Here is a 24,808-nt window from a genome sequence, read left to right on the forward strand (position 1 = left end):
GGGTAACCATCAAAATATCATTGCTGGTTACGGTGGCGCAACATGATCAGGGAAGACGATTGTGCACGACCGGTTTGGTCCCGCGAGATCCGGAGATTGCTCTGGATGCAGGGCTTAATGAATGCCTCGCATTTTATGACGGTTCCGCTATTGGCGTTGTACATGTCAGCCAACCTCCATTTCGGTGCGGCAGCACTGGCTTCTGTTATGTCGGCCAATTTGCTCTCCGCGCAGGCGTTGCCGCTAGTTGCCGGCGCCATAGCCGATCGTTTTGGCTCGCACATGATCATCACCCTAGGGCTTTTTTTGAGGGGGGTGGGATTTCTCGGATTTGGATTTTGTGACGGTGTGATGGCTTGGGTATGCTTTGCGATGATCGCTGGTACTGGCGTCGCTTGCTACGAGGGTGGCGTTTACGGAGTGTTTGGTCGTCAACCAAAGACATGCCTATCTGCCCTGTTCGCGGCCAATAACCAGATGCTAAATACCGGAGCGGCCGTTGGGCCAATTATTGGAGGTCTTGCGGGTCTAGCCGATGTCCGTGCTGCCTTTGCAGTAAGCGCGATATTGTTCATTAGCCTCAGCACGGTTGCATTTCGGGAAAAGTTTGGGTCATCAACTATCTTCAAAAGGCAGCCCGCCCTAATGAGCCTGAAGGTAGCAGCCACACACCGCGGGTTATGGCGGCTGATCGCCATATCGCTGCCATGGTTTTTTCTGTTTCCGCAGCTTTACGTGGCGTTCCCGATGTATGCGGGCCAGATAGCAGGGCCATATGCAGCTTCTGCGGTCTACGTGGTTAACGGCGTGGTCGGATTGACCTTTATCGTGGCTATAAGGCGATGGTTGGTGAGGATGGATCCTGCATCGCTGACAACCGGGGCCTATCTGGCCGCAGGGGTCGCGTTTGCCAGCGTAGCAATGTTGCGTGGCATCGAATGGTTCTTGTTGTTTATCGTGGCCTATACGCTAATCGAAACAATTCTGTTACCCACACTTGAAACCATGACCGCATCGTTGGCAACAGAAGGTAGTCAAGGCACATTTTTCGGTGTGTTGAGCGCGGTGGGTGCACTCGGAGGTGCTGCCGGTTATTTCGCGGGGAGTTGGCTCATATTGAATCGAACCCCCGTCGAAACCTGGTTGACGCTGGGCAGCGTAGGAATGCTCGGGTTTCTGGTTTCGGCGCTGCTCCTTCGTATACCTAAAGGCAAACCATCGCTGAGCTAGATTGCTGGAAGAGCAGTAAAAAATGACATTGCGAGGGATAGGGCCAATCTGCTCAACCCAAAGAGGTCAGGTCGAATGCAAATGACTGGTCAAGTGAATGCAATTACTCATGGCTCGGGCTGAACGTTATTTCTGGAAAAAGGAGTATTGACTGTGCGTTATTTGATAACGGCCGCCATCGTGATGGGGCTTGGATGGACAAGTGTGCAAGTCGCTTTGGCTGACGACTGCAATGCGAATCAGGCAGCCATGAACGCGTGTGCTGGCAATGACCTGTCCAGGCTTGATGCGGACTTGAACACCCAATACCAGGCGCAAATGGCTTACTTGAACATGCCGACGCAAAAGCAGGCGTTCAAGGACGCGCAGCGTAAGTGGGTTGCGTTTCGTGATGCCGATTGTGTGTACCAAGTGGGCAAGCGAGAGGACTCTGGTTCGATCTGGCCGTTGCTTCAGTCGCAGTGTCTGGCAGCGCATACCCAGTTGCGAGTGGAGCAGTTGAAAGCCTACGTGGCCTGTCGGGCTGAAGGTTGCCCGAAATAAGCCTCCGCAGGCTTGTCTGCGAAGGCTCCAGCTTCAGACCGCCGCGAAGCGCTGCTGCAAGTAGTCGATGATGAGCTTGGATTCATACATCCATACGGTCTTGCCACCTTCTACGATGCGCAGGCACGGTACTTTGATCTTGCCGCCTTCGGTGAGCAGGGTCTGACGATCGACTTCGTTGTTTTTCGCATCACGCAAGGCCACGGGAACGTTCAGGCGGCGCAAGGTGCGACGGGTCTTTACGCAGAACGGACAGGCGTTGAACTGATACAAGGTCAGGTCCTGCGCCGACAGATCGACAGCGGCTTGAGCTGCAGGCGTGCGCTTTTTCTTGCCCGGACGGGTCAGGAAATCGATAAAAATGATGAGTTGGCCCAAACCAACCCTTAATGCCTTGATGAACACGGTGACGCCTCGCAGTAGGGGGATGAAACGAAGGTGAGATTACTCAGGAGCCGCAGACAAGAAATCTGGACGGCCCCTGCACAGCGAATCACTTGATCAAGCTGAGAAATTCACTGCGGGTCGCCGCGTTTTCGCGAAATTCACCGAGCATCACCGAGGTGATCATCGATGAGTTCTGTTTCTCGACGCCGCGCATCATCATGCACATGTGCTTGGCTTCAATGACGACTGCGACACCCAAAGCACCGGTCACTTGCTGAATCGCATCGGCGATCTGGCGGCTGAGGTTTTCCTGGATTTGCAGGCGGCGGGCATACATGTCGACGATTCGCGCGACTTTCGACAGACCGAGCACTTTACCGTTCGGGATGTAAGCGACATGAGCCCTGCCGATAAACGGCAGCAAGTGGTGTTCGCACAACGAGTACAACTCGATGTCCTTTACCATGACCATCTCACTGTTGTCGGAGCTGAAGAGGGCACCGTTGGTGACTTCTTCGAGACTTTGTTCGTAGCCTCGACATAGATACTGCATGGCTTTTGCAGCACGTTTTGGCGTATCGATCAAACCTTCGCGGGACACGTCCTCGCCGAGCTGACCCAGTATCGCGGTGTAATTCTGTTCCAGTGTCACAGGGCTATTTTTCCGTACGGGTTTCAGGGCGGTACATTTTCTGTCTGTACCAGATGTGTGCCAATCAGGCTTGTTTCGAGCTTTTCGAGTTGGCGCCAGTCGGTGCTGGCGTTTATCCATCGGGCGTACGTGGATAGTAACATTTGCACGCTATGGCCGAGCTGATTGGCGATGAATGCAGGGTCCATGCCCGCCAATGAGGCACATGGTAGCGTAGGTGTGACAGCAGTTGCACGGTCGACGCGATCTGAACGCCGACGGCAAAGAGCCCGGCGTCGGGCCGGGCTCGGTTGTTAGGGTAATCAGTCTTGCTGGGTGGCTAACGATCTGGATGGAGCGTCATAACAACGTCTCGACAGTGTCACTGCCTGGTCGTGGCTGTGAAGAAACGCGGCTTGCCGACATCCTGCGCTATTTGCCGGTAGGTGCAGTCGTCGGTTGCCGCCAGAAGCTTTCTGCCATCTTTTAACGTTGCCAAAAACGTCACTTCCTTTTCCTCACTGGCCAGCATGAAACCTGCTGCGGCGCCTACAGGCCCCAACACCAACCCGCCGGTCAATCCAAAGCCGATAGCGTCTGCGGTTTTTTTAGTTGACGCTTCGCTGGCTACCTCCAGATTTTTTATCGTAGAAACCGAAATCTTGATGCCGGGCCAGGGGTAAAGGGGTGTCGTGAGCGTAATTGAACCGGAACTGTACTCGCCATCACCTTGAAGAAAATCACCCGCCAGCGCTTTGATTTTGGCCATGTGGAATCCTCCTTCAGTGTCACTGCAAAAATATTCAGTCAATCCTGGCGGGATGGAAGACAGTGCCGTCAGTCTGCTTTGGACACGGACGGCTGGCGCCCTTGCGCGTCGGTCTGTCAGGCACAGGATGGATTGTTGATAAAACTCAATACCGCTCCAGCCTCGGGGGGTAAAACCATAATAGCAGTGGGAAGCTCGCTGTCAGATGCGAGAAATCAATGAGTCCATAAAGAACGCGAGGATCCGCCATGAACGATTTAAGTCTACGCCAGGATATTTTGGATGAGCTTGAATTCCAGCCGAACATTGATGCGGTCCACATCGGTGTAGCTGTAGATAAGGGCGTCGTCACACTGACAGGTCATGTCACTAACTATGCGCAAAAAATCGCGGCGGAGCGTGCCGTGAAGAGCGTCAAGGGTGTTCGAGCCATTGCCGAGGAAATCGAAGTGCGCTTTCCGAGTGACTTCGTCGTCGCGGACGACACCATTGCCTCCAGGACACTGGATGTCATCAGTTGGAACACTGAAGTTCCGGATGATCGAATCAAGGTCAGGGTTCAGGCTGGCTGGGTAACGCTGGAAGGCGAAGTGGACTGGCAATTCCAGAAAGAAGCCACTGAACGTGCAGTGCGCAAACTGTCCGGTGTCAAGGGCGTCACTAACCTGCTCACGCTTAAACCACGGGTGAATGCTGCAGACGTTCAACGCAGGATCGAAGATGCGCTGAAGCGCAATGCTGCCCTTGAGGCTCACGGTATTCATGTCAAAGTCACTGGTGGCACCGTGAAACTCGAAGGTAAGGTTCACCTCTGGCTCGAACGTCAGGCAGCTGAGCGGGCGGCATGGTCTGTCCCCGGTGTTTACAAAGTTGAAGATAAGCTAACGATTGGTTGATGCTCGGGGCCAGGCGATGCTCTTCTCGTTCGCCTGGCCCCACGCTGTTGAAAGGAGCACGTTCATGAGCGAGATAAGGCGAGAGCATCTTCGTCGTATTGCACTGGAGTTAGAGACGCTACGCGCGAGCATTCATCAGCTAAAGGCGGAAGAAGACGTCAGCTCCAAACTTTTGCCGGGCAACAATCCTGCCAATAGCCATCATGCGCTTGAGCGCGCTTTTGAAGATTTACGCGACTCCATCAATCATATGGAGGAAGTCTTGGCGACACTGGCCGAGGCCACGGGGGAAGTTTAAAATCGCGATCAATCACCAGGCATTTACCTAACCTTTACAGTCATCGGTTGGCGATACGAAAGCCGTTGATGTCTGAAGTATCAGGTAATAAATACCTGTCGTGAAGAGAGCGAATGTATGGTGAGTCGAGTAGTGAAAATGGCGATTGTGGTGGCGGTATTGTCGTCCATGTCGGGCTGTTTCTTTGGACCTTGGCATGACGGTTATGGGCATGGTCACCGTTACTATGAGGGTGGCCGGCGTTGATCGAATCGGATCTGATCCAGTCAGGCTGTGACACCCAAGCAGCCTGACGGTCCGCAATCATTAAGGCTGCGACTTAAGGAGTTACTCGTCGCGGCCTTCCATCATTGTTCGTTTGAGCATGACGTAAACGGCGCCCGCGCCGCCGTGTTTTGCCAGGCAAGAGGCAAAGCCCAGCACTTGTGAATGCTGGCGCAGCCATGTGTTGACGTGGCTTTTGATCATCGGGCGTTTGCCATCCAGGCGCACCGCCTTGCCATGGGTCACGCGCACGCAACGAACTTCCAGCTTGGTCGCTTCGGCCAAAAACTCCCAGAGTGTTTCCCGCGCTACTTCGACGCTCATGCCGTGCAGGTCCAAGCCCCCCTCGAAGCTGATCTGCCCGAGTTTAAGCTTGCGCATCTGGCCTTCCTGGACGCCATCACGAGCCCAGCTCAATACGTCCTCCGGGCCAACGTCGATGACGAATTGGTCGGACAGGCCATCAACGATCACCGAGTCAGTGCGCACAGTAGCAGCCTGACGCAGTTTGGCCAGGTGCTTACGGTCGGCTTTGGGTTTGCCGACGTCTGCGTGATCGTGCTTGATCGGCTTTACGCCGCGGATCTCGTTTTTAAACAGGGAAAAATCGTCGTCTTGCATTTAAGCCTCCGCGCAGGACGGCTAGTTTACCTGCGTCACGCCTTGCCAGGCGTGACTAAAACGTTATCGCTGTGCCCGGTTGTGTTTCCAGTGAGCGATACGAAGAGGGTTTGTCAGCCTCAGTCGTGCTTTTTCATCAGATGCGGTGCCATGTTCAGCTCGCTGGGCCGGCGCAGACGACGACGGCAGCGACGCCATATCGAGACACCGAGATACAGCAGGAACAACCCGATCGCCACCACGAGACTCGCTCCGCCCGCGCTGGCATTGAGCTCGCCCAGTGCTGGCGGGTGACCGATCAAGCTGGCAATACCGGCCATCACCAGTAAAACGCCACAGGTGGCCAACAGTGCTGCAAATGCGGCGCCGAAGCGCATCCGCCAGTTGCTTGGGCCTTTTGGGCGCAAGCGACGAGCATCGAAACCATCGGATATCTTCATTCCGATTTCCTCTCAGGGTATCGGCGCTCTGACCAGGATATAACCTGGTGGTTCCCGTTTTGGCGGAAATCAAGGGCTGTGGGGATGATTAATGGATGGGCGGTTACATCCAATTCGTCTCTTTGGCAGAGGTAACCCAGCCGTTTTTCAGGAGCTGCCAAAGCGATGAGGCCGGGTCAGCATCCTGATGGATCAAGCCTGACTCAGATCAAATCCCGGGTCAGTGCAAGCGTTGCGAAGTTGTCCGCCATGATCGCCATCTCGGTCTGATGAACTATCTTGGCGCTGATCACGCCCTGCTTGCTGGGCAAGTCTCGGGTTGCGCAGGCGTCGTCCACCAACGTGCAGCGATAACCGTAGTCTTTGGCTGCGCGTACGGTGGTGCTGATGCTTGAATGGCTCATGAAGCCACACACGATCAGGTCCAGAGGCCCCAAGCGTTGCAACAGATCGTGCAGGCCAGTGCCGTGGAATGCGTTTGGCAGGAGCTTCTCGATGACCGGCTCTTCGCCTTGAGGCAATAGCTGGGGAAGGAACTTGCCGCGCTCACCTTGCGGATCGAATAAACCGCCCACGGTGCCAAGATGGCGCACATGCACGATAGGTCGACCTGCTGCCCGGGCAGCGTCCACCAATTGGCAGATATTGGCCACGGCCTCATCAATGCCTGTCAGCGCCAGCGGACCACTGACGTACTCCTTCTGCGCATCGATAATGATCAGGCTGGCATTGCTCAGATTAGCCGGTGCGTAACCACGGCCACTGAGTTGAAACATCGTTTTTGGGTCGGACATCTGGGGCTCCTGTCGGTGGCGCTTTTGTCACATTGTCCTCTGGCTGAGCGGTTCTGTGAATGGCAACGATTGGAAGTGGCGTGGTTACTGGGCTGCAAGCCATCGGACTGTTTGCGATTCATGTCATTTTGCCTGCTTCGTGGCTACGAAGTCATCGCAGGTTGTCTGCTGTCGAGGGGGTGATCAATCATCTTTTGGGCATCGTTTGTTCAGACCATGGCTGATAGAATCGTCCGTCGTTTTTTCAAGGAGCATGCCCCCGTGATCACTTCCCGCCTGCGCACCCTGCGCGACCATATCCGTTGGGCCGTTAGCCGTTTCCATGGGGAAGATCTGTTTTTTGGTCACGGCACCGACAATGCCTGGGACGAAGCCCGTCAGTTGGTGCTGGGCGCGGTGCATCTGCCGTGGGAAATTGCCGACAGCTACCTGGATTGCCGTCTGGAAGACGACGAGCTGGTTAATCTGCAACGCTTGCTCAAACGCCGCATTGACGAGCGCATCCCAACCGCTTACCTGCTGGGGGAGGCGTGGTTCTGTAGCCTGTCGTTCATCGTGGACGAAAGGGTTCTGATCCCTCGTTCACCGATTGGCGAGCTGATCGAAAAACGTTTTGAGCCGTGGCTGCCAGTAGACCCAGCACGCATTCTCGACCTGTGCACGGGCTCCGGTTGTATCGGCATTGCCTGTGCGTTCGAGTTCCCCAACGCTGAAGTGGTGTTGGCCGACCTTTCTTTCGAAGCGCTGGAAGTGGCGAATCAGAACATCGAGCGTCACGGCGTGGATGAGCGCGTCTACACCGTGCAGGGTGATGGTTTCGACGGTTTGCCGGGGCAGCGATTCGACCTGATCGTCTCCAACCCTCCTTATGTCGATGCCGAAGATTTCGCCGACATGCCGGATGAATATCAACATGAGCCGGAGTTGGCGCTGGCCTGTGGCGATGACGGTCTGAACCTAGTGCGGCGCATGCTCAGTCAGGCTGCGGAACATTTGACCGAGAAGGGCTTGCTGATCGTCGAAGTTGGCAACAGCCAGATCCATGTCGAGGCGCTGTACCCGGAAGTCGACTTCGCCTGGCTGGAGTTTGAGCGGGGAGGGCATGGCGTGTTCATGTTATCGGCCGAGCAATGCCGCGAACATCAAGCGCTGTTCGCTTCTCGGGTTTGATCGTAATGAGGGGGGCGTGATACGGCGCCGTCGAGAAAGTGAGAACCCCGGTAAGTTTAGGTTTACCGGGGGGCTCGTGCTGGGCTGACCATCTCATTAACGCTTTGCCCCTCCATACGAATCCTCGCCTAGGTTCGGACGTCCCTTGCTCCAGCCTTCGGGAGAAGGGGCCTTGCCGTAATTCGGCAGTCAATTCAGACAAAATCCAGGCAGCGAACTTGTTTGCGAAGGCGGTTTATCTGATGCGTAATTGCATCCCACTTGACCACCTAATTGCATCGCCACTGACCAGTCGTTTGCATTCGCGCTGACCAGTTTTTGCAGTTGATGGGTGTCAGCGGGTGCCACTCAGGGGCAGTGCTTCAGTCAAGGACTGAAGGACTGCAACCGGCCGATTCTGTTGAAAAAGTCGGTTTTTTCAAACTGCCGAAAAATTGATCGGTGAAAGCTCCTTCTAGCACGCTGCTACGTGAAATCTCAGTCCGAATGCTTCCGCGAAAATTCTGGATTTCAATCTCAGGCGCTTACTTTTTTCAATGGAAACTAAGGCCGACTTTTTCAACAGAATCGGCCGACTTCTGCCTGTCATGACTGGCCGGAGTGGGTCGTTTTCTGCCTGTCGTGACCGGCTGAAAACGACCCCAAGCGGCCTTCGGGTGTCTACGAAACCGGGGCGATTCAGTTCTGACCGACCAGGCCATCGCTGGATGGCGTAATCTATAGCGGGAAATACAAGGCGCTCCTCACCAATTACACCTGATCGCTACTCGATGACAGCCCCAGCCCTAGAGAACATCCGTACTCTTCTCTCGATCAAGGCCAGACTCCATTCATTGGAAAAAGCCTAAAATAACCATTATGATGGCCTATTGCCCAGGCTTGAAGGCTAGCCTGCGCCACTTCAGCTAAGATGACGAGCAGGGAAAGCAATGAGGTCTATTTACCAAAATTGTTTGGCTGACCAAATTCTCGCAGATTTCACATAAAAGCGCGGAATTCAAATTCAACAGAACTCCGTGGACGATTCGCGATGCTTAAATACACACTTCCCTTGGTGGCAGCTCTACTGCTGGTCGGCTGTTCGAACAATTCTGGGCAGCAGTACACCGACCAGGTCCAGGCGAGCGGTACCCCCATTGCTCACTCTTTCCAGGAGGCGGTCCGCCTCTCACAGGCGGTGCCGTTGCCGGTCAATCGTGGTCTGTTTCCCACCCGCTGGGAAATCAGCGCAACGGATCCCCGTATCGCTTCAGGTGCAGAAAAAAGTAACTATCGACTGTTCGAGTTCTCGTTACGCAAGGGCCAACGCTACAAGATCAATGTCATCTCGATGTGCAACAACATGTGCATGGGGTTGGCAAAGAGCGCACTGAAACCCAAGGCGCTGGTGCTCGATATGCAAGGTAATGTCGTGGCTGACAACCTGACCGGTACCAACGCCCTGGCGATCGTTTGGACCGGCGTTGCGCCGGCTGATGGTGCCTACTTGTTGATGGTTGCCGCCGACAACTCCGCCCCAGGAGAGCAAGTTTCGGTGATCAATACTCAGGTACCAGGGCACCCAACGTTGAGCATGCCTGTCGGTATGGCCAGTGCGCCCTTTGGTAAGGTCATCGCTTATGTCGAATATCCAAGCGAGTAGCGACGGGCGGGGCGAAGGTTTGACCCGTTCCCCGTGACCATCACTGCAACAGATTGTCAGTCAGGTTGTCGATCTGTTGCGACAGGCCGCTTCTGGCCGTCGTGGGAGGCCGCAGGCGACCCATTGCTGCGGGTGGCGACAGGCAGTAATCGAAAGATGTCATTCGTCACGCTACCTGGAAGCATCGCGCAAGAGATGACGACCCTGGCCGCATAACCCCAGAAACAACGAAGCCCAGCACTAGTCTGGGCTTTTTCGTGTCAGGATTTCCGAGACACTAGGTTGCCGCGGCTCTCAACCGAGCCTACTACAGGAGCTGTCTACCGCTGATCAATTTCGATCTTCTGAGTCGGGTCGGGGCTGTATTTTTGACGTTTCAGCTGCGGATCACCCGAGGCTAGGCAAAAGAAAAATATCTCTGCTTCCCCACAGCCTCCGTGTAGCGCGCATTCGCTCGCCTGCATATGGTCGAGGAGGATTTCCCTTCCCTGGGACACACAAAACGCGTTTGCCTCCTTCAAAGCTTGCCCTTTCGCGGAGGCAGGACCACCGAAAGGAACGCGCGTTGAAATCGTGTAGGTGTCTGGGCCAACTTTTATTGGGCCAGAGTCAGCACATCCCGCCAACATCAGCACCGCCAAAGCTCCTACGAACAATTTCATGTCGTTCCCTCGTTAAGATTTGGCGAAACTTTATCACCAACGAGGGAACCGCACGAAAGCCGCGTAGGAGTGGGGATCTTCAGGTTCGTGGTCAACGCTCTATTCAGGTGGAATGTCGACTCCGAGTAACGGCAATTGGCCGATTTCTGCCTTCGCAACCGGCAGAAAATGGCCGTTCTCTGCCAGTCGTCACTACGGCGCCTGCTGGTCAAGTCGAATGCAAACGGTGGGTCAGCACGAATGCAATTGACTGATCAGTGGCAATGCAAATGGGTGCGCAAGTCCATGCAATGACGCAATCTGGCGCACCACCACCGATAACAACACACAAATCGCAACCTGGTTTTCTGTGTGACAGCGCGGCGTCGAAGACTCGGTGGGGCCTCCTAACGCAAGGGAAACCTAACGGTGCGTAGCGATCCAGATCAGTAGCCCAGCCTGGAATACCGCGAACGCCACCAGGCAAGCGATGGTGAAGCGCAAGCTGCTGTCTTCGCGTTTGAATCGGGTGACGGACTCCTCCTGTTTGCGCAGTTTGACGTCTTGCTCCTGCAAGTTCTGTTCTGCTTGCTGGAGCATATTGGAGGCGTCGAGAATCTCGACCATCTGGACTTTTTCGCTGTTCCAGGTATTGAGCAGTTCGCTGACGTTCACCGCTTTGACGCTGCCCTTCATGTGTTGGGCATCCTCGTACGTCACGTCGAAGCCCTGAGTGCGCAGGAAATTATCCCGGCGCAGGCGCGTGTCTTCGTTAAGGGCGTCTTTACTGGCGAGCACATTTTCGTCGATCTGGTAATGCGACCATCTTTTTTGCGCCCAGTGAATGCCCTGAGCCATCAGAAAGCGACCGAGACCACGATTCCACGGTTCTATCTGTAACCCGGCTTCGGGGCTAAAGCGCACCCGATGAGTGGCGTGATCGACCCATACGTCCAGGTGGTTCTGCTCTTTGCGCACACGTTGCGCAGGCAATTGGATATCCATGCGTAACAGGCTGTGTTCTTTATCGTTGCGCTCGGCGCGGCCGAACTGCACGAAGCGCAATGGGCGGCCGCCGGTGGCCCGGTCGGTCGGCAGTGGCGCCAGGCGCAGCATTTTAAAATGTTCCGGTTGAACGTCCGCCCACGGCAAGCTCGCAGGATCCGGCGCAACGGCTGCGTTTTCGGCTTCAACTTCAGCGTCGGGTGTGGCTTGAGTGTCGGTCATATCAGCAGTCCTGTGGCCCAGGCACCAAGCAGCAAACTCAGTGCCAGCCATCCGCTATCGGCCGTTTTTTTCAGGACTGAAGGCCATTGGCCGGTTTGTGGACAGGCCAGCGCGCATTACGCGGCGGGCAATGCGCCAATAAAACGCAGGATTCGCGTTGAAAGCTCACTGGCGAGCGGTAACTGCGGGTCTTTGTAGGACGCTAGCTGGCGTCCAATGTCATTGGGGACAATACGCAAGACATGGTTCATGCCGTCGATCAGAGCCAGCTCCGCGTCGGGTTTGGCCGCATGGAGAAGCTCGGCATCACCCACCCCCACCTGAATGTCGTTACGACCTTGAATGATCAGCGCCGGAACCTGCAGTTTTCCGAAGGCGGCGGCCGGGTCCTGGCGGAGCAGCGAAATCAAATACGGCTGCACGCTCGGGCGGAATACCACATCGAGAGCGGGTGGCACGTTGTCATCGGTGTGGCCTGCCTTAAGCGAGTCGATCAGCTGTTCGCTACGTTGCAGCAAGGGTGGGGGCAATCGGTATTGTAATTGTTCGCGCAACACTTGATCCACCGGGCGCCCGGTGCCTGCGACGGAAATCACTGCCGCAGCTCCAGCTTGCTCTGCGGCGAGGGCGGCGACCAGGGCGCCTTCGCTATGCCCCAGGAGAATCAAGCGTCCCAGGCGTGGGTCAGTCTTGAGCATTTTTCCCCAGGCCGCTGCGTCGGCGACATAGGCTTCGATGCTCAGGTTGCGCTCATCGGGCGTGGCCGCTTTGCTCGCGGCCACGCCCCGCTTGTCGTAGCGCACGCTGGCGATATTGTGTTTGGCGAGGACTCTCGCCAGAAGCTTCATGCTGTCGTTACGACCGCCGTCGGTGTTGTTGCCATCACGGTCGGTGGGGCCGGATCCAGCGATGATTAATACCACGGGGACAGGGGCGTCGGATCTGGGCAGCAATAAGGTGCCAAACAGCTCGCCGGTTCCCGTATCGAGGCTGATGGGACGTTGCAATACGCTGGGTGTGGCTGCGTGGGCAAGGCCTGTCAGCAGGGGCAGGGTTACGGTAATAGCACGAATTAAAGTGGTGACTCGTAACATCGGTAGGCCATCATCTGTTCAAGTGCCGATTGGACGCGTCAACGCGGATAAGGTTCGGCAATACGCTTGAAGGATGAACTACTCAGGCAGCCTGCGTATACTGGCGTGCTTGCGGTTTTTGATTGATAAACAGACCGTTTGATTGTTTTAGCTTATTTTCGCGGAGCGTCCTGCATGTCCGGCAATACCTACGGCAAGCTGTTCACTGTTACCACTGCTGGCGAAAGCCACGGCCCGGCACTGGTCGCTATCGTTGACGGCTGCCCGCCAGGGCTTGAGCTCTCGCTGGAAGACTTGCAGTTCGATCTGGATCGCCGCAAGCCCGGCACGAGCCGCCACACCACGCAGCGCCAGGAGGCCGATGAAGTCGAAATCCTCTCTGGTGTGTTCGAAGGAAAGACCACGGGTTGCCCTATCGGCCTGTTGATCCGCAATACGGATCAGAAGTCCAAGGACTACTCGGCAATTCAGGACCTGTTTCGCCCGGCGCACGCCGATTACACCTACCACCACAAGTACGGCGTGCGCGATTACCGCGGCGGTGGTCGCAGCTCGGCCCGTGAAACGGCGATGCGCGTGGCGGCGGGTGCCATCGCCAAGAAATACTTGGCCAGCCAGGGCATTCGGATTCGCGGCTACATGAGCCAGTTGGGCCCGATTGAAATTCCGTTCAAGACCTGGGAGTCGGTGGATCAGAACGCATTTTTCTGCCCGGACCCGGACAAAGTGCCGGAGCTTGAGACCTACATGGACCAGTTGCGTCGGGATCAGGATTCGGTCGGCGCCAAAATTACTGTGGTTGCCGAAGGCGTTAAGCCTGGGTTGGGCGAGCCGATTTTCGACCGTTTGGACGCGGAACTGGCCCATGCGATGATGAGTATCAATGCGGTCAAGGGCGTGGAGATTGGCGCCGGTTTCGCCAGCGTCGCCCAGCGCGGCACCGAGCATCGCGACGAAATGACGCCGCAGGGTTTCCTGTCGAACAACTCTGGCGGCATTCTGGGTGGGATTTCGTCGGGGCAGCCAATCGTCGTCCATCTGGCGCTTAAACCGACCTCAAGCATTACCACGCCAGGACTTTCGATTGATGCCCATGGCAACCCGGTCGACGTCATTACCAAAGGTCGTCACGACCCCTGCGTCGGTATCCGCGCCACGCCTATCGCTGAAGCCATGATGGCCATCGTGTTGATGGATCATTTCCTGCGCAATCGCGGGCAGAACGCCGATGTGCAGGTGTCGACACCTGTTCTGGGTCAACTGTAATGCTCGATAACGGTGATGCAGCCACGGCGGTTTAGCCATGGTTTCACTTCCCGAAGGTCAGATCCCTTACTGGCGATTGTCCAGTTTCTATCTGTTCTACTTCGCTTTGCTGGGTTCGACAGCGCCGTTTCTGGCGCTGTACTTCGATCACCTGGGGTTTTCCAGCGCACGCATCGGTGAACTGGTAGCCATCCCCATGCTGATGCGCTGCATCGCCCCCAATATCTGGGGTTGGCTGGGAGATTACACCGGGCGCCGCCTGGCGATTGTGCGCTTTGGGGCGATCTGTACGCTGCTGACGTTTTCCTTGGTCCTGTTCGACAAGAGCTACGCCTGGCTGGCAATGGTCATGGCGTTGCATGCGTTCTTTTGGCATGCCGTATTGCCGCAGTTCGAAGTCATCACCTTGGCCCATTTGCAGGGGCAGACCGCCCGCTACAGCCAGGTCCGGCTGTGGGGTTCTATTGGTTTCATCCTCACGGTGGTGGCGTTGGGTCGGCTGTTCGAGTGGTTCAGCCTGGACGTGTACCCGCAGGCGCTACTGTTGATCATGGCCGGTATTGTCGCCAGCAGTTGGTGGGTGCCCAATGCGCAACCCGCACCGTCGACGCACAGGTTGGCCAGTGGCGGCTTTCTTAAACAGCTTGCCAGTCCCGGTGTTCTGGCTTTTTACGCCAGCGTTGCATTGATGCAGTTGAGCCACGGCCCTTATTACACCTTCCTGACCCTGCATCTGGAGCATTTGGGCTACAGTCGCGGCCTCATCGGTCTACTCTGGGCTTTGGGAGTCGTGGCCGAAGTGTTGATGTTTTTGTCGATGAGCCGGATTCTGACGCGGTTTACCCTTCGCCATGTGCTCATGGCGAGTTTTTTACTGGCTGCGTTACGTTGGTTGCTGCTGGGCAATTTCGCCGAACATTTGCCTGTGTTGTTGTTTGCCCAGATCCTGCACGCCGCGACGTTCGGCAGTTTTCACGCGGCGGCTATCCATTTTGTGCAGCGCAGTTTCGGCCCCGGGCAGCAGGGTCAAGGGCAGGCGCTGTATGCCGCGCTCGCCGGCACTGGAGGTGCCTTGGGGGCGTTGTATTCTGGTTATAGCTGGAATGTATTGGGGCCGAACTGGACCTTCAGCATTGCCAGTCTTGCGGCGCTCGCCGCAGCCGTCATGATTGCGACACGAATGAAAGAGGACAGGGCATGACCCGCGAACAACTCGCTCAGGAAATCATCGATGCCGGGCGCTTTTTGTATGGCCGTGGCTGGTCGCCAGCCACCAGCAGTAATTATTCGACACGGTTGTCGGCGACCACCGCGTTACTGACAGTGTCAGGCAAGCATAAAGGTCAGTTGGGCCAGGATGACGTGCTGGTCACCGACCTTTCCGGCAACAGCCTGGAGCCGGGCAAAAAGCCTTCTGCCGAAACCTTGCTGCACACCCAGTTATACCGCTGTAAGCCACAGGTAGGCGCAGTGCTGCACACCCATTCTGTCAATGCGACCGTGTTGTCGCGCCTGACGGCGGGGGATAGGGTGGTGTTCGAAAATTATGAACTGCAGAAAGCATTTGCGGGCGTGGCGACCCATGAATCAAAGGTTATCGTGCCGATTTTTGAAAATGATCAGGACATTGCCCGATTGGCGGCAAAGGTCCAACCTTGGCTCGACGCCCACCCTGATTGCCCCGGCTACCTGATTCGTGGCCACGGTCTTTACACTTGGGGCGCGCGAATGAGCGATGCATTGCGTCAGATCGAAGCGTTTGAATTTTTGTTCGAGTGCGAGCTCAAGACTCGCGCTCTATTGAACCGTTAAGGAAATGCCGTCATGAGTAGCTTGTCCGTTTATCACGTCTCTACGCCTGATTTGCCGAACAAAGTATTGACCCATCTGGAAGACATCGCCTCAACCCTGGCCGAACATGGCGTTGGATTCGATCGCTGGCAAGCGACGGCACCCGTCACGCCGGGTGCTTCCCAGGAAGAAGTGATTACCGCGTATCAGGTACAGATCGATAAATTGATGACCGAGCGCGGTTACGTCACGGTGGATGTGATCAGCCTCGACCGCGACCATCCGCAGAAAGCCGAACTGCGCGCCAAGTTTCTTGATGAACACCAACATGCCGAAGACGAGGTACGGTTCTTCGTGGCCGGACGTGGTTTGTTCACGCTGCACATCGACGACTATGTATATGCCGTGCTGTGCGAGAAGAATGATCTGATCTCCGTCCCGGCGGGCACTCGTCATTGGTTCGACATGGGGGAACACCCGCATTTCGTGGCGATCAGGTTGTTCAACAACCCGGAAGGCTGGGTGGCAACGTTCACCGGCGAACAGATAGCCAACCATTTTCCACGGCTTGAAGACTAAAGACCCGGAGTTTGCATGCCTATTAAAGCTGTCCTTACCGACATCGAAGGCACCACCAGCGCGGTGAGTTTCGTGTTTGAGGTGTTGTTCCCTTACGCCGCCAGGCATTTGCCGGACTTTATTCGTCAAGAGGCCACTCAGCCTGCGGTGGCCTTGCAGTTGCAAGCGGTGCGCCACGAAATCGACGAACCCCAGGCTGATGTCGAGCGTGTGATCGAAATTTTGCTGGAGTGGATTGCCGAAGACCGTAAGGCCACGCCGCTCAAGGCGCTGCAGGGCATGGTCTGGGAGCAGGGCTATCGAGCTGGCCAGTTGAAAGGCCATGTTTACCCGGATGCGGTCGAGGCGCTCAAGCGCTGGCATCAGGAAGGTTATGAGCTGTATGTCTACTCGTCTGGCTCGATTCAGGCTCAGAAGCTGATTTTTGGCTGCTCTGATGCAGGCGATCTGTCTGCGCTGTTCAGCGGCTATTTCGATACGACGTCCGGGCCCAAGCGCGAGCCGCAGTCGTATCGCAGCATTGCCGCAGCAATAGGTCGTCCGGCAGAGGAGATTCTGTTTTTGTCCGATATCGTCGAAGAACTCGACGCTGCGCAACAAGCGGGCATGCCAACTTGTGGCCTGGTTCGCAATGGCGGCGAGTTGGTTGGACACGCTAATGTCGCCAGTTTTGCGGTGATTGACCTGTCGGCGTTCTAAAACGTTTTGCTTTTCGTCTGCAGGGACTTCGTTGTAAGCCCTCTAACTGCAATTACCCTTGATAGAGGGTGATTGCGGCCGACGATAGGCCATGACTTCCATTATGATCGTGCGAAATGTCTGTAAGGTTTTTCTTATTGCTTTGTAGGAAGTGGCTTGTTGGTAAGTAAGTAAACCCTGTTTATAATTTCCTTTATTTTTAAATGCCTTTTACTGTGCAACTCTCTGTCGGTCGATTCCTGAATACTTTATGTCGGGGGTAAAGGGAGGTGGTCATGGGAAGTGCAGTATCAGTCAACGCCGATTTGACCCAGCTCATTCAACAGATGGTGGTCAGCATTACAGAACTCAATGGCGACAAGGCCATCGAAAATGCCTTGGGTTGGTTAAGATGCCAATGCTGTTGTGAGCGGGCCATGCTGTATCAGTTCAAAGGGACCGTATTGCTGACTTGCATTACCTCTAATGTGGACGGTGTCTGGAGCGACCTCTACCGTCATGGTCGATTGATGATGGATGATCCAGTGATCCGCAGTTATCGCGAGCACTTGGGGTTCATGGACTGGGACAAAGCGTTCGAGCGTCATCCACCGACGCCGCCCTACAAAGAGGTGGTTCAGGATTACCGACTGATGCCCGGCGCCTCCTACGGCTATTCCAACGAGGCTAGCGTCCAGCAAGGTGTTGTTACCGTGTGTTCACTCAATGCGATGAGCCGTACGCTCAACGATAGAGACAAGTACCTGTTGAGCAATCTTGTCCCTATTCTGCATATGGCCGGCAAAGGCCGAAAACTGCATGCCAAGGCGCTCACCGAAAAAGAACTGGAAGTGCTCAAGTGGGCTCGCGCAGGCAAGACAGCGTGGGAGATCAGCGTTATCCGTGCTATTTCCGAAGCCACGGTGAAGTACCACTTCAAAAGTATTTATTCCAAGTTAGGCGTTTCCAATCGAGCGCAGGCGGTGGGGGAGGCGCTTTGCCAAGGCATTATTAAATGACTCAGCCCAAGGGCGTGGCGACCACACCCGGCATCAGCATGTCGATGTGATAGCCCTGACGGCCGTCCCCCACAGCGATGTGCAGGCCTTCGATACCTTCGTTGAGTTGGGAATTGATGCGGTAGTCGATCTTGTCGGCAATGCTGGCATTGACCCCGAATGCACACTCGGTCAAGTGCAGCCCCCGGGGGCCGGTGGCTTCGGTCAGCAATGCACAGTAGTCGCGAGCGTTGACGGTAAAGGACCTGACCTGACTGTCGACGATGATCGCCGTGGCGCCATGGGTAGCGACAGCCTGGGCCAGGCTGGCCAACGATTCGATCAATCGGGGCGCAATAGACGGATCAGGATAGCCGCGGGCGTAGAGGATGCCGGAGACGTTAAATTCGCCATCAAGGGTGAAGGTCCGGGGTTCATTCGGGTCCATATGGGTGTAATGGACTTCCAGCAACTCAGCCAGCGGGAATATATAAAAGCCCTTGGACGCCTGAATGTCTTCCTCGATCATCGCGTAGGGCGCAGCCTCATTGACGATGCGCAATGTACCGCGTGTGTTGTCCCCGGAAAGGCGCAACACGTGATGCTCATCGAGCAGCGACAGCAGTTGCTCCTGCTTGCGCATGGCCAGACGATAGTCGCAGGAACAGATCAGGTCGAGGGTGTAGATCCCGCTTTTCAGCGATGGGTCGAATGCGTGAGCCTGGGTATACAGCGTTTGCCCTGACTGGCAGTGGGCCGCCAGCTGTTGCAGCGATTCGGTTGCTTCTCTGCTGAACGTGATGCACACACTGTTGGCAGGCAAACAGCTGAGTTCGTTGATCAACAGGGCATTGATTGATTGATGTTGTGCGTGGGCAATCAGTGCGCTGGAGTCTGTCAGTAAACTGATATCGCGTGAGCCAAAAAAATGGTCGAGGTGTTTTAAGTTATTCATTGTTGGGTACTCGGCAGTTAAGAAGCACACCATGGCGATAACGTCATGGTGTGCCTGACCACGTTAAGCGGTTATACACATCACCACTTGGTCAGCGGGTAAAAGCCGAAGGTGTTCTGTTGAGTGGGTTTGATGCGCTTGAGTGTTTGCGTGTTCATCCGGTTCACCTGTTAGTTGAAATCAGGTACGTCATGTACCTGGCAGGGAAACCTTATGATGAACGCGGCACGAATAAAACTATCCGGTCGGGCAGGTGCGCAGTGTTCAGGAAGGGTATTAACTGTTGCGGTGGGCTTCTATGGGGGTGCACATGCAACAAGGCCGTGGACGCTGAATGTGCGCCTACGGCCTTGTTCGCTAATGCTTATGCCACGTTGGATGAACTCAGCGTGTGTAGTAGGTCGGCAGATCGAAGCGGTGCTGACTCTGCAGCATGGAGAGTGCTGGCAGTTCACTGGCTTGTGCGGCCAGGTCTCGGCGAATCGCGCTGATCACCCACTGCAGTTGCACGGCAGTGTGCAGCTGAGCGTAGGACACCGAACGACGGATCTGCTTGCCTTCGCTGTTGCGCAAACTCAACAACACTCCACCATCGGGACGGGCTTGGGTGGTGACTTCGAACTCGGAAAATACGGATGCAAATTTTTCTTGAATGAAAGTCATATCTAGCGGCTCCATTGCTCACGGGATAACAAGCGTGGAGTGATTAGTGCAGTGTCTGTGCCAGTCTCGGACTTTGTCTAATACGTAATAAAATCAACAGCTTAAAAGTATCGTGTTTTTCTTGAGTCGTGCAAAGTGCATGAATGGCTGTCGAGCATCCTGCATTTTGCCGGGAATACAGGGGCGATGGAGTTTGGCAGAGGCTCTAACGATCAGCGGTTTTATGAGGCGTGCTGAAGCTAGGACAGCGGTCAGGTGGATTAATCCCATCCTTATGCCAATGCTCTTTAGGTGGGAGATACAAAATTTTTCAAATCCATCGTGTACACCCTTTGAACGGCTGACGTACTTTCTTTGTGGTTGCGGCAGGGACGTCACCGCACCGCTCGCGCCCAAAACAAAAAATAGAATCACGCGGCTACGAAGGGGCAACCATGAGTCATAGCGACATGATCACGTGGGCCATGATGGCCCGTAAGCTTCCTTCTATCGCCAGGGCGCTGCCACGGGTGATCAAGGGCATGAAAATGTCCAATGTCACCAAGGCCGATCAGCCGTGCGGCTTGGGCTGGACTTTTGAAAACGCGGTGTTGCGCAACCCGCAGGGCCCGGCACTCCTTTATAAAGACTGCGTATTCACTTACGAGCAGGTCAATCAGTGGGCCAATCGCATCGCCCATCACCTGATCGGTCAAGGCCTCCGCAAGGGGGATGTGGTCGGGATTTTCATCGAGAATCGTCCTGAGCTATTGGTGCATGTGCTGGCCGTGGCAAAAATCGGCGGCGTGTGCGCAATGCTCAACACCTCGCAAACTCAGGGTGTGTTGGTACACAGCCTGAATCTGGTGAAGCCGCTGGCGATTATCGTCGGCGAGGAATTGGTGGCGGTTTACGATGCCGTGCGCACCGAGGTCGCCATCGACGCGGGCAAAACCTTCTTCGTCGCCGATCAGGACACCAGCAGGGATGCAGGGCAGGCCCCGAAGAGTTACATCAACCTGGCGCGGGTCAGCGCTGAAGAATCCCCGGCAAACCCAATAACCACCCAACGCATCTACTTCAATGATGCGTGCTTTTATATCTACACGTCGGGCACCACTGGTTTGCCCAAGGCGGGTATTTTCAAGCACGGTCGCTGGATGAAAACCCATGGTGGTTTCGGCATGATCGCGCTCGACATGCGGCCTGACGATATTGTTTATTGCACGCTGCCGCTGTATCACGGTACAGGGCTGAACGTGTGCTGGGGCTCTGCGATATGCGGTGCTTCGGGCTTTGCGATCCGACGCAAGTTCAGTGCCAGTCAATTCTGGAGTGATACGCGCACGTTCAAGGCGACCACGATTGGTTATGTCGGCGAACTGTGCCGCTATCTGATGGATCACCCGGAGCAGCATAACGACGCGGACAATCCGGTGCGCAAGATGATCGGCAATGGTCTGCGTCCCGGGGTCTGGGCCGCGTTCAAAAAACGCTTCGCTGTCGACCATGTCTGCGAACTGTACGCTGCCAGCGACGGCAATATCGGCTTCACCAATGTCCTCAACTTCGACAATACCGTTGGCTTTTCCCTTCAGGCCTGGACGTTGGTGGAATACGCCCATGAAAGTGGCTCGCCGATCCGTAACGCTGATGGCTTCATGCAGAGGATCGGGAAGGGAGGACAGGGATTGCTGCTGGCGAAGATCGATGAGAAAGCACCGCTGGATGGCTACACCGAGCCTGAGAAAAGCCAGAAAGTGATCCTTTGCGATGTGTTTGAAAAGGGTGATCGGTACTTCGACACAGGGGATCTGCTGCGCGATATCGGTTTTGGCCATGTGCAATTTGTCGACCGGTTGGGCGATACCTATCGCTGGAAGGGCGAAAACGTATCGACCACCGAGGTCGAGAACATCATGCTTCAATACCCTAAAATCTCTGAAGTCGTGGCGTACGGTGTCGAGATCATGAACACCAACGGTCGTGCCGGGATGGCGGCGATTACCCCGGCAGAGTCGCTGGCGACCCTGGACTTCCAGGAGTTGCTGCAGTTCGCGAAAAGTCAGATGCCGTCCTACGCAGTGCCAGTGTTCCTGCGCGTGAAGGTCAAGATGGAAACCACGGGTACGTTCAAGTACCAGAAGACCCGACTGAAGAACGAGGCCTTTGACCCCGGCAAAACCGGGGGTGATCCGGTTTACGCCTGGCTACCGGGTTCAGACACCTATGTGCCGGTAACGCCCGATGTGCTGCGGGATATCCATGCTGGCAAGTTTCGCTATTGAATTTGGCTATGGACCACATACCTTGACCCTGGGCGGGCAGCTCTGGAAACTGGCGGACATACGCTGATTCCAACTGCCTGCGCCGTTCAAGGAGTACACCATGTCAGATCATTCCAAATCGGCTGCCGATGCCACATTAATGACCGATGACGAGGCCCTGGAGTTTGCCGAGCAGGTATTTGATGTTGCACGCAAAGGCGACGCATTGATGCTTGGGCGTCTACTGGAAAAAGGTCTTACCCCCAATTTGCGCAATCACAAGGGCGACACGTTGTTGATGCTTGCCAGCTACCATGGACATCTGGACAGCGTCCGCGTGTTATTGGACTTTAAAGCTGATCCTGAAATACGTAACGACAACGGTCAGAGCCCTATTGCCGGTGCGGCGTTCAAGGGTGACCTGCCTGTGGTCAAACTGCTGGTTGAAAACGGCGCCGACGTCGAAGGCGCCTCTGCGGACGGGCGTACTGCGCTCATGATGGCGGCCATGTTCAACCGCACCGCAATCGTCGATTACCTGCTCTCTAAAGGCGCCAACCCTCATGCGCAGGATGCCAACGGCGTCACCCCATTGGCCGCTGCGCAAACCATGGGCGCGGCGGACACCGCCGAGCAATTGAGCAAGCTCAACGGCTGATCGTTCCGACTTCCTTGTGATCGCGCTGGGGCGGTCGCTCAGGGGTAGCGTTAATCAAGGCCTTACCAATAGAGCCCTGATGGATTTCAAGTTATCCTTCGCGCCTTGTTTTCGCGCCCCCTATTCGCCTATTGTCAGGACAGCCCATGAAGAACCAACTCATAGAATTAATCAGTAAAATCAGTTCGGGTTGCATGGGCGAGGAAGAAATCGCGCACATCGCGGCTGAGGCCGCCCAAGCTTACGCCGATCCCCAGGCGTTTCTCGCGACCAATCCTGACATCAACTACGACGACAGTTTCCCCATCCCGTTGGGCGAATGGGTCGTGGTTGGCAGCTTGCCGGAGACCGTGTTGTTTCAGGCCGACAGTTACATGGACCTGTTTGCACAGATCGTTGAATCCTTCGGTCAGGACGTGACCTTCAACATCAAACCCAAGCAATTGGCCAAAACCGAAGCATTGATCGCTCTCAACCGTATTCAGATTCAACTGAGCAGCATGAACCGGGAGAAGGGCGGTTACGTACTGATGAACCTCAGTCAGCCATTGGACGATGAACTGCAAGCGGTGCTGATCTATGGTCAGGATCAGGATCGGGTGATCGAGTTGGCGGCGGCAGTGGGTATCACGGCAGCGCCTTCACTGGAAGCCCTGCGCATTGCCTTGCATGTTTGATCGGCGCACGACCTTGGTCAGCGGGCACGAAAAATAAGATGCTGGCGAAATGGAACCCTCACTGCGTGCAACTATCCTAATCAGAGAAGTATTCAATTAGGAGCAACACCATGGGTTCTACGTTTAATGGTCTGGTCGGTCTGATCATCCTTGCCCTGGATATCTGGGCAATCCTCAATGTATTGAAAAGCGGCGCCGAAACAGGGATGAAGATCCTGTGGGTATTGCTGATTGTGCTGCTACCGGTTTTGGGCTTGATCATCTGGGCGATTGCCGGACCGCGCGGTAACGTGCGCTTCTGACACGTTTGACCTGACGCTGACGTACCCCTCAAGCGCCTGACTGCTGCAGTCAGGCGCTTTTTGTTTTTCAGGTCCGGGCAGCATGGGCTGATCAATAGAGGTTCGACCTGTCATCGTCCGCGACGTAGAATGCCCGACTTTCTCAGGGGCAGCGCTTTTACTAAAAGCGGCTCACTGTCCGTTGCTATCAGCATCCACCAGGGGTTTACCCATGAGCGATTATCAAGAGACGTTGTATGAAGGTTACGGCCAGCGCTTCCGTATGGAAAAACTGCTGCACGAAGTGCGCACCGAGCATCAACATCTGGTGATCTTCGAGAACCCGCGCATGGGCCGGGTCATGGCGCTCGACGGCGTTATCCAGACCACTGAAGCCGACGAATTCATCTACCACGAGATGCTCACCCACGTACCGATCCTCGCCCACGGCGCAGCCAAGCGCGTGCTGATTATCGGTGGCGGGGATGGCGGTATGCTGCGCGAAGTTGCCAAACATCGCAGCATCGAACACATCACCATGGTTGAAATCGATGGCACCGTGGTCGAGATGTGCAAGCAGTTCTTGCCGAACCACTCGAAAGGCGCTTTTGAAGATTCACGCCTGAATCTGGTGATCGATGACGGCATGCGCTTCGTGGCGACCACCGAAGAAAAATTCGACATCATCATTTCCGACTCCACCGATCCGATTGGCCCGGGCGAAGTGTTGTTCTCCGAAAACTTCTATGAGGCCTGCCGCCGCTGCCTGAACGAAGGCGGTATTCTGGTCACCCAGAACGGCACACCTTTCATGCAGTTGGCCGAAGTGCAGACCACTGCCGGTCGCCTGCGCAGCCTGTTCCCGGACTGGCACTTTTACCAGGCCGCGATCCCGACTTACATCGGTGGCGCCATGACCTTCGCGTGGGGCGCAACCAATACTGACTACCGCAAACTGCCTTTGGACACGTTACGTCAGCGTTTCGCCGGCAGCGGTATCGTGACGCGCTATTACAATCCTGAAATCCATATCGGTGCCTTTGCGTTGCCGCAGTATGTTTTGCAGGCAGTCAACAAGCCAAGTAACGACTGATTTTTGATGTGGAAAGTCGCCATCATTGGCGGCTTTTTATTACGTGGAATAGCGATTTAGATCGTCGTATGCAAACTCCCCGACACACAACCTTACATTTAAGTCGCTGCGCGAGACGAAATTTTCACAGCCCATTCCAGAAAATCATGCGCGGTTATTTCGCCCTGTGGCGGCCAAGACCCTTGCTTTAGAGCCGCGGGAACCTTTTTTTAGATGCGCTGTCGTTGGCGATTTGGCGCGCATCATTGGTAAACTCCACACACGATCATGAATAAA

29 protein-coding genes and 1 pseudogene are annotated in these 24,808 nt (G+C 55.5%); 17 read left to right on the forward strand and 13 right to left on the reverse strand.

Features of this window, described 5'->3' with window-relative positions; genetic code table 11:
• Positions 1–42 precede the first annotated feature (42 nt).
• Both ACVBEG_RS07950 and ACVBEG_RS07955 read left to right on the forward strand, forming a co-directional pair.
• On the forward strand, positions 43–1,230 hold the full coding sequence (locus ACVBEG_RS07950) for an MFS transporter (RefSeq protein ID WP_322179833.1): 1,188 nt from the start codon (positions 43–45) through the stop codon (positions 1,228–1,230).
• A gap of 183 nt (positions 1,231–1,413) precedes the next feature.
• Entirely contained in the window at positions 1,414–1,773 is a 360-nt protein-coding gene (locus tag ACVBEG_RS07955; protein WP_447108448.1) for a lysozyme inhibitor LprI family protein, read from the forward strand.
• A gap of 33 nt (positions 1,774–1,806) precedes the next feature.
• On the opposite strand, the gene ACVBEG_RS07960 is transcribed toward ACVBEG_RS07955, so the two are convergent.
• From ACVBEG_RS07960 to ACVBEG_RS07975, 4 genes and pseudogenes are all read right to left on the reverse strand, one after another.
• Positions 1,807–2,178: a glutathione S-transferase N-terminal domain-containing protein gene (locus tag ACVBEG_RS07960; RefSeq protein WP_447107547.1), complete on the reverse strand. Its 372-nt coding sequence runs from the start codon at positions 2,176–2,178 to the stop codon at positions 1,807–1,809.
• Between the two features lie 88 nt (positions 2,179–2,266).
• Positions 2,267–2,812, reverse strand: a complete 546-nt coding sequence (gene folE / locus ACVBEG_RS07965; RefSeq protein WP_322179827.1) for a GTP cyclohydrolase I FolE — start codon at positions 2,810–2,812, stop codon at positions 2,267–2,269.
• Between the two features lie 23 nt (positions 2,813–2,835).
• A pseudogene (locus ACVBEG_RS07970) lies at positions 2,836–3,061 on the reverse strand (site-specific integrase); the annotation flags it as partial.
• Positions 3,062–3,173: 112 nt separating this feature from the next.
• The gene (locus ACVBEG_RS07975) at positions 3,174–3,560 is read right to left on the reverse strand and encodes a hypothetical protein (RefSeq protein WP_322179825.1); all 387 of its coding nucleotides are present in this window, start codon (positions 3,558–3,560) and stop codon (positions 3,174–3,176) included.
• A 248-nt stretch (positions 3,561–3,808) separates the two neighbouring features.
• Here ACVBEG_RS07975 and ACVBEG_RS07980 point away from each other — a divergent pair, with 248 nt between their 5' ends.
• Complete coding sequence (locus ACVBEG_RS07980) at positions 3,809–4,456, forward strand: BON domain-containing protein (RefSeq protein ID WP_322179823.1); 648 nt, start codon at positions 3,809–3,811, stop codon at positions 4,454–4,456.
• A 64-nt stretch (positions 4,457–4,520) separates the two neighbouring features.
• Positions 4,521–4,754 (forward strand): hypothetical protein, encoded by a 234-nt coding sequence (locus tag ACVBEG_RS07985; protein WP_322179821.1) that lies wholly within the window; start codon positions 4,521–4,523, stop codon positions 4,752–4,754.
• 327 nt (positions 4,755–5,081) lie between these two features.
• Here the strand turns inward: ACVBEG_RS07985 and ACVBEG_RS07990 are convergent, their stop codons facing one another.
• The 3 genes from ACVBEG_RS07990 to ACVBEG_RS08000 all read right to left on the reverse strand — a co-directional run bounded on the left by ACVBEG_RS07990 (position 5,082) and on the right by ACVBEG_RS08000 (position 6,873).
• Complete coding sequence (locus ACVBEG_RS07990) at positions 5,082–5,639, reverse strand: Smr/MutS family protein (RefSeq protein ID WP_322179819.1); 558 nt, start codon at positions 5,637–5,639, stop codon at positions 5,082–5,084.
• A 119-nt stretch (positions 5,640–5,758) separates the two neighbouring features.
• Complete coding sequence (locus ACVBEG_RS07995; protein WP_322179817.1) at positions 5,759–6,079, reverse strand: hypothetical protein; 321 nt, start codon at positions 6,077–6,079, stop codon at positions 5,759–5,761.
• 203 nt (positions 6,080–6,282) lie between these two features.
• Positions 6,283–6,873 (reverse strand): cysteine hydrolase family protein, encoded by a 591-nt coding sequence (locus ACVBEG_RS08000; protein WP_322179815.1) that lies wholly within the window; start codon positions 6,871–6,873, stop codon positions 6,283–6,285.
• 261 nt (positions 6,874–7,134) lie between these two features.
• Here ACVBEG_RS08000 and prmB point away from each other — a divergent pair, with 261 nt between their 5' ends.
• Together prmB and ACVBEG_RS08010 are read left to right on the forward strand one after the other, a co-directional pair.
• Positions 7,135–8,043 carry a 50S ribosomal protein L3 N(5)-glutamine methyltransferase gene (gene prmB, locus ACVBEG_RS08005; RefSeq protein WP_322179813.1) on the forward strand — a complete coding sequence of 303 codons (909 nt, stop codon included), beginning with the start codon at positions 7,135–7,137 and terminating at the stop codon, positions 8,041–8,043.
• 1,030 nt (positions 8,044–9,073) lie between these two features.
• Positions 9,074–9,685, forward strand: a complete 612-nt coding sequence (locus ACVBEG_RS08010) for a hypothetical protein (RefSeq protein WP_447107548.1) — start codon at positions 9,074–9,076, stop codon at positions 9,683–9,685.
• Between the two features lie 40 nt (positions 9,686–9,725).
• Here ACVBEG_RS08010 and ACVBEG_RS08015 read toward each other — a convergent pair whose 3' ends face one another.
• From ACVBEG_RS08015 to ACVBEG_RS08030, 4 genes are all read right to left on the reverse strand, one after another.
• The gene (locus tag ACVBEG_RS08015) at positions 9,726–9,848 is read right to left on the reverse strand and encodes a hypothetical protein (protein ID WP_322179809.1); all 123 of its coding nucleotides are present in this window, start codon (positions 9,846–9,848) and stop codon (positions 9,726–9,728) included.
• Between the two features lie 157 nt (positions 9,849–10,005).
• Positions 10,006–10,347, reverse strand: a complete 342-nt coding sequence (locus ACVBEG_RS08020) for a hypothetical protein (RefSeq protein ID WP_322179807.1) — start codon at positions 10,345–10,347, stop codon at positions 10,006–10,008.
• A gap of 402 nt (positions 10,348–10,749) precedes the next feature.
• On the reverse strand, positions 10,750–11,553 hold the full coding sequence (locus ACVBEG_RS08025; protein ID WP_447107549.1) for a hypothetical protein: 804 nt from the start codon (positions 11,551–11,553) through the stop codon (positions 10,750–10,752).
• 116 nt (positions 11,554–11,669) lie between these two features.
• Positions 11,670–12,647, reverse strand: coding sequence for an alpha/beta hydrolase (locus tag ACVBEG_RS08030; protein ID WP_416194613.1), 978 nt, complete (start codon positions 12,645–12,647; stop codon positions 11,670–11,672).
• Positions 12,648–12,821: 174 nt separating this feature from the next.
• Between ACVBEG_RS08030 and aroC the strand changes: the two genes are divergently transcribed.
• From aroC to ACVBEG_RS08060, 6 genes are all read left to right on the forward strand, one after another.
• Complete coding sequence (gene aroC, locus ACVBEG_RS08035; RefSeq protein WP_322179803.1) at positions 12,822–13,913, forward strand: chorismate synthase; 1,092 nt, start codon at positions 12,822–12,824, stop codon at positions 13,911–13,913.
• A 37-nt stretch (positions 13,914–13,950) separates the two neighbouring features.
• Positions 13,951–15,114 carry an MFS transporter gene (locus tag ACVBEG_RS08040; protein ID WP_447107550.1) on the forward strand — a complete coding sequence of 388 codons (1,164 nt, stop codon included), beginning with the start codon at positions 13,951–13,953 and terminating at the stop codon, positions 15,112–15,114.
• Positions 15,111–15,725 carry a methylthioribulose 1-phosphate dehydratase gene (locus ACVBEG_RS08045; protein WP_447107551.1) on the forward strand — a complete coding sequence of 205 codons (615 nt, stop codon included), beginning with the start codon at positions 15,111–15,113 and terminating at the stop codon, positions 15,723–15,725. The genes ACVBEG_RS08040 and ACVBEG_RS08045 overlap by 4 nt, the downstream gene beginning before the upstream one ends.
• 12 nt (positions 15,726–15,737) lie before the next feature.
• Positions 15,738–16,283, forward strand: a complete 546-nt coding sequence (locus ACVBEG_RS08050) for a 1,2-dihydroxy-3-keto-5-methylthiopentene dioxygenase (protein ID WP_322215628.1) — start codon at positions 15,738–15,740, stop codon at positions 16,281–16,283.
• Between the two features lie 15 nt (positions 16,284–16,298).
• Positions 16,299–16,982 (forward strand): acireductone synthase, encoded by a 684-nt coding sequence (gene mtnC / locus ACVBEG_RS08055; RefSeq protein WP_322215631.1) that lies wholly within the window; start codon positions 16,299–16,301, stop codon positions 16,980–16,982.
• A 275-nt stretch (positions 16,983–17,257) separates the two neighbouring features.
• The gene (locus tag ACVBEG_RS08060; protein ID WP_447107552.1) at positions 17,258–17,980 is read left to right on the forward strand and encodes a helix-turn-helix domain-containing protein; all 723 of its coding nucleotides are present in this window, start codon (positions 17,258–17,260) and stop codon (positions 17,978–17,980) included.
• Position 17,981: 1 nt separating this feature from the next.
• Here ACVBEG_RS08060 and ACVBEG_RS08065 read toward each other — a convergent pair whose 3' ends face one another.
• Together ACVBEG_RS08065 and ACVBEG_RS08070 are read right to left on the reverse strand one after the other, a co-directional pair.
• Complete coding sequence (locus ACVBEG_RS08065) at positions 17,982–18,914, reverse strand: hypothetical protein (protein ID WP_447107553.1); 933 nt, start codon at positions 18,912–18,914, stop codon at positions 17,982–17,984.
• A 384-nt stretch (positions 18,915–19,298) separates the two neighbouring features.
• Positions 19,299–19,577 carry a DUF3509 domain-containing protein gene (locus ACVBEG_RS08070; protein WP_322179791.1) on the reverse strand — a complete coding sequence of 93 codons (279 nt, stop codon included), beginning with the start codon at positions 19,575–19,577 and terminating at the stop codon, positions 19,299–19,301.
• A 434-nt stretch (positions 19,578–20,011) separates the two neighbouring features.
• Between ACVBEG_RS08070 and ACVBEG_RS08075 the strand changes: the two genes are divergently transcribed.
• The 5 genes from ACVBEG_RS08075 to speE all read left to right on the forward strand — a co-directional run bounded on the left by ACVBEG_RS08075 (position 20,012) and on the right by speE (position 24,532).
• Positions 20,012–21,844, forward strand: coding sequence for a long-chain-acyl-CoA synthetase (locus ACVBEG_RS08075; RefSeq protein ID WP_447107554.1), 1,833 nt, complete (start codon positions 20,012–20,014; stop codon positions 21,842–21,844).
• Between the two features lie 100 nt (positions 21,845–21,944).
• A complete protein-coding gene (locus ACVBEG_RS08080; protein ID WP_322179787.1) occupies positions 21,945–22,481 on the forward strand; it encodes an ankyrin repeat domain-containing protein in 537 nt (178 codons plus the stop codon).
• 146 nt (positions 22,482–22,627) lie between these two features.
• Positions 22,628–23,158: a hypothetical protein gene (locus ACVBEG_RS08085; protein WP_322179785.1), complete on the forward strand. Its 531-nt coding sequence runs from the start codon at positions 22,628–22,630 to the stop codon at positions 23,156–23,158.
• Positions 23,159–23,268: 110 nt separating this feature from the next.
• Positions 23,269–23,460, forward strand: coding sequence for a PLDc N-terminal domain-containing protein (locus ACVBEG_RS08090; protein WP_322215640.1), 192 nt, complete (start codon positions 23,269–23,271; stop codon positions 23,458–23,460).
• Between the two features lie 211 nt (positions 23,461–23,671).
• A complete protein-coding gene (gene speE, locus ACVBEG_RS08095) occupies positions 23,672–24,532 on the forward strand; it encodes a polyamine aminopropyltransferase (RefSeq protein ID WP_322179783.1) in 861 nt (286 codons plus the stop codon).
• Positions 24,533–24,808 lie beyond the last annotated feature (276 nt).

Source organism: Pseudomonas sp. GG8, assembly GCF_052976945.1.

Bases quoted from the DNA above. Each gene is read 5' to 3' on its own strand.
- ACVBEG_RS07950 (WP_322179833.1), top strand. From the start codon at position 43: ATGATCAGGGAAGACGATTGTGCACGACCGGTTTGGTCCCGCGAGATC.
- ACVBEG_RS07955 (WP_447108448.1), top strand. From the start codon at position 1,414: ATGGGGCTTGGATGGACAAGTGTGCAAGTCGCTTTGGCTGACGACTGC.
- ACVBEG_RS07975 (WP_322179825.1), bottom strand. From the start codon at position 3,560: ATGGCCAAAATCAAAGCGCTGGCGGGTGATTTTCTTCAAGGTGATGGC.
- ACVBEG_RS07980 (WP_322179823.1), top strand. From the start codon at position 3,809: ATGAACGATTTAAGTCTACGCCAGGATATTTTGGATGAGCTTGAATTC.
- ACVBEG_RS07985 (WP_322179821.1), top strand. From the start codon at position 4,521: ATGAGCGAGATAAGGCGAGAGCATCTTCGTCGTATTGCACTGGAGTTA.
- ACVBEG_RS07990 (WP_322179819.1), bottom strand. From the start codon at position 5,639: ATGCAAGACGACGATTTTTCCCTGTTTAAAAACGAGATCCGCGGCGTA.
- ACVBEG_RS07995 (WP_322179817.1), bottom strand. From the start codon at position 6,079: ATGAAGATATCCGATGGTTTCGATGCTCGTCGCTTGCGCCCAAAAGGC.
- ACVBEG_RS08000 (WP_322179815.1), bottom strand. From the start codon at position 6,873: ATGTCCGACCCAAAAACGATGTTTCAACTCAGTGGCCGTGGTTACGCA.
- ACVBEG_RS08010 (WP_447107548.1), top strand. From the start codon at position 9,074: ATGCTTAAATACACACTTCCCTTGGTGGCAGCTCTACTGCTGGTCGGC.
- ACVBEG_RS08015 (WP_322179809.1), bottom strand. From the start codon at position 9,848: ATGACATCTTTCGATTACTGCCTGTCGCCACCCGCAGCAATGGGTCGC.
- ACVBEG_RS08020 (WP_322179807.1), bottom strand. From the start codon at position 10,347: ATGAAATTGTTCGTAGGAGCTTTGGCGGTGCTGATGTTGGCGGGATGT.
- ACVBEG_RS08025 (WP_447107549.1), bottom strand. From the start codon at position 11,553: ATGACCGACACTCAAGCCACACCCGACGCTGAAGTTGAAGCCGAAAAC.
- ACVBEG_RS08030 (WP_416194613.1), bottom strand. From the start codon at position 12,647: ATGTTACGAGTCACCACTTTAATTCGTGCTATTACCGTAACCCTGCCC.
- aroC (WP_322179803.1), top strand. From the start codon at position 12,822: ATGTCCGGCAATACCTACGGCAAGCTGTTCACTGTTACCACTGCTGGC.
- ACVBEG_RS08040 (WP_447107550.1), top strand. From the start codon at position 13,951: ATGGTTTCACTTCCCGAAGGTCAGATCCCTTACTGGCGATTGTCCAGT.
- ACVBEG_RS08045 (WP_447107551.1), top strand. From the start codon at position 15,111: ATGACCCGCGAACAACTCGCTCAGGAAATCATCGATGCCGGGCGCTTT.
- ACVBEG_RS08050 (WP_322215628.1), top strand. From the start codon at position 15,738: ATGAGTAGCTTGTCCGTTTATCACGTCTCTACGCCTGATTTGCCGAAC.
- mtnC (WP_322215631.1), top strand. From the start codon at position 16,299: ATGCCTATTAAAGCTGTCCTTACCGACATCGAAGGCACCACCAGCGCG.
- ACVBEG_RS08060 (WP_447107552.1), top strand. From the start codon at position 17,258: ATGGGAAGTGCAGTATCAGTCAACGCCGATTTGACCCAGCTCATTCAA.
- ACVBEG_RS08065 (WP_447107553.1), bottom strand. From the start codon at position 18,914: ATGAATAACTTAAAACACCTCGACCATTTTTTTGGCTCACGCGATATC.
- ACVBEG_RS08070 (WP_322179791.1), bottom strand. From the start codon at position 19,577: ATGACTTTCATTCAAGAAAAATTTGCATCCGTATTTTCCGAGTTCGAA.
- ACVBEG_RS08075 (WP_447107554.1), top strand. From the start codon at position 20,012: ATGAGTCATAGCGACATGATCACGTGGGCCATGATGGCCCGTAAGCTT.
- ACVBEG_RS08080 (WP_322179787.1), top strand. From the start codon at position 21,945: ATGTCAGATCATTCCAAATCGGCTGCCGATGCCACATTAATGACCGAT.
- ACVBEG_RS08085 (WP_322179785.1), top strand. From the start codon at position 22,628: ATGAAGAACCAACTCATAGAATTAATCAGTAAAATCAGTTCGGGTTGC.
- ACVBEG_RS08090 (WP_322215640.1), top strand. From the start codon at position 23,269: ATGGGTTCTACGTTTAATGGTCTGGTCGGTCTGATCATCCTTGCCCTG.
- speE (WP_322179783.1), top strand. From the start codon at position 23,672: ATGAGCGATTATCAAGAGACGTTGTATGAAGGTTACGGCCAGCGCTTC.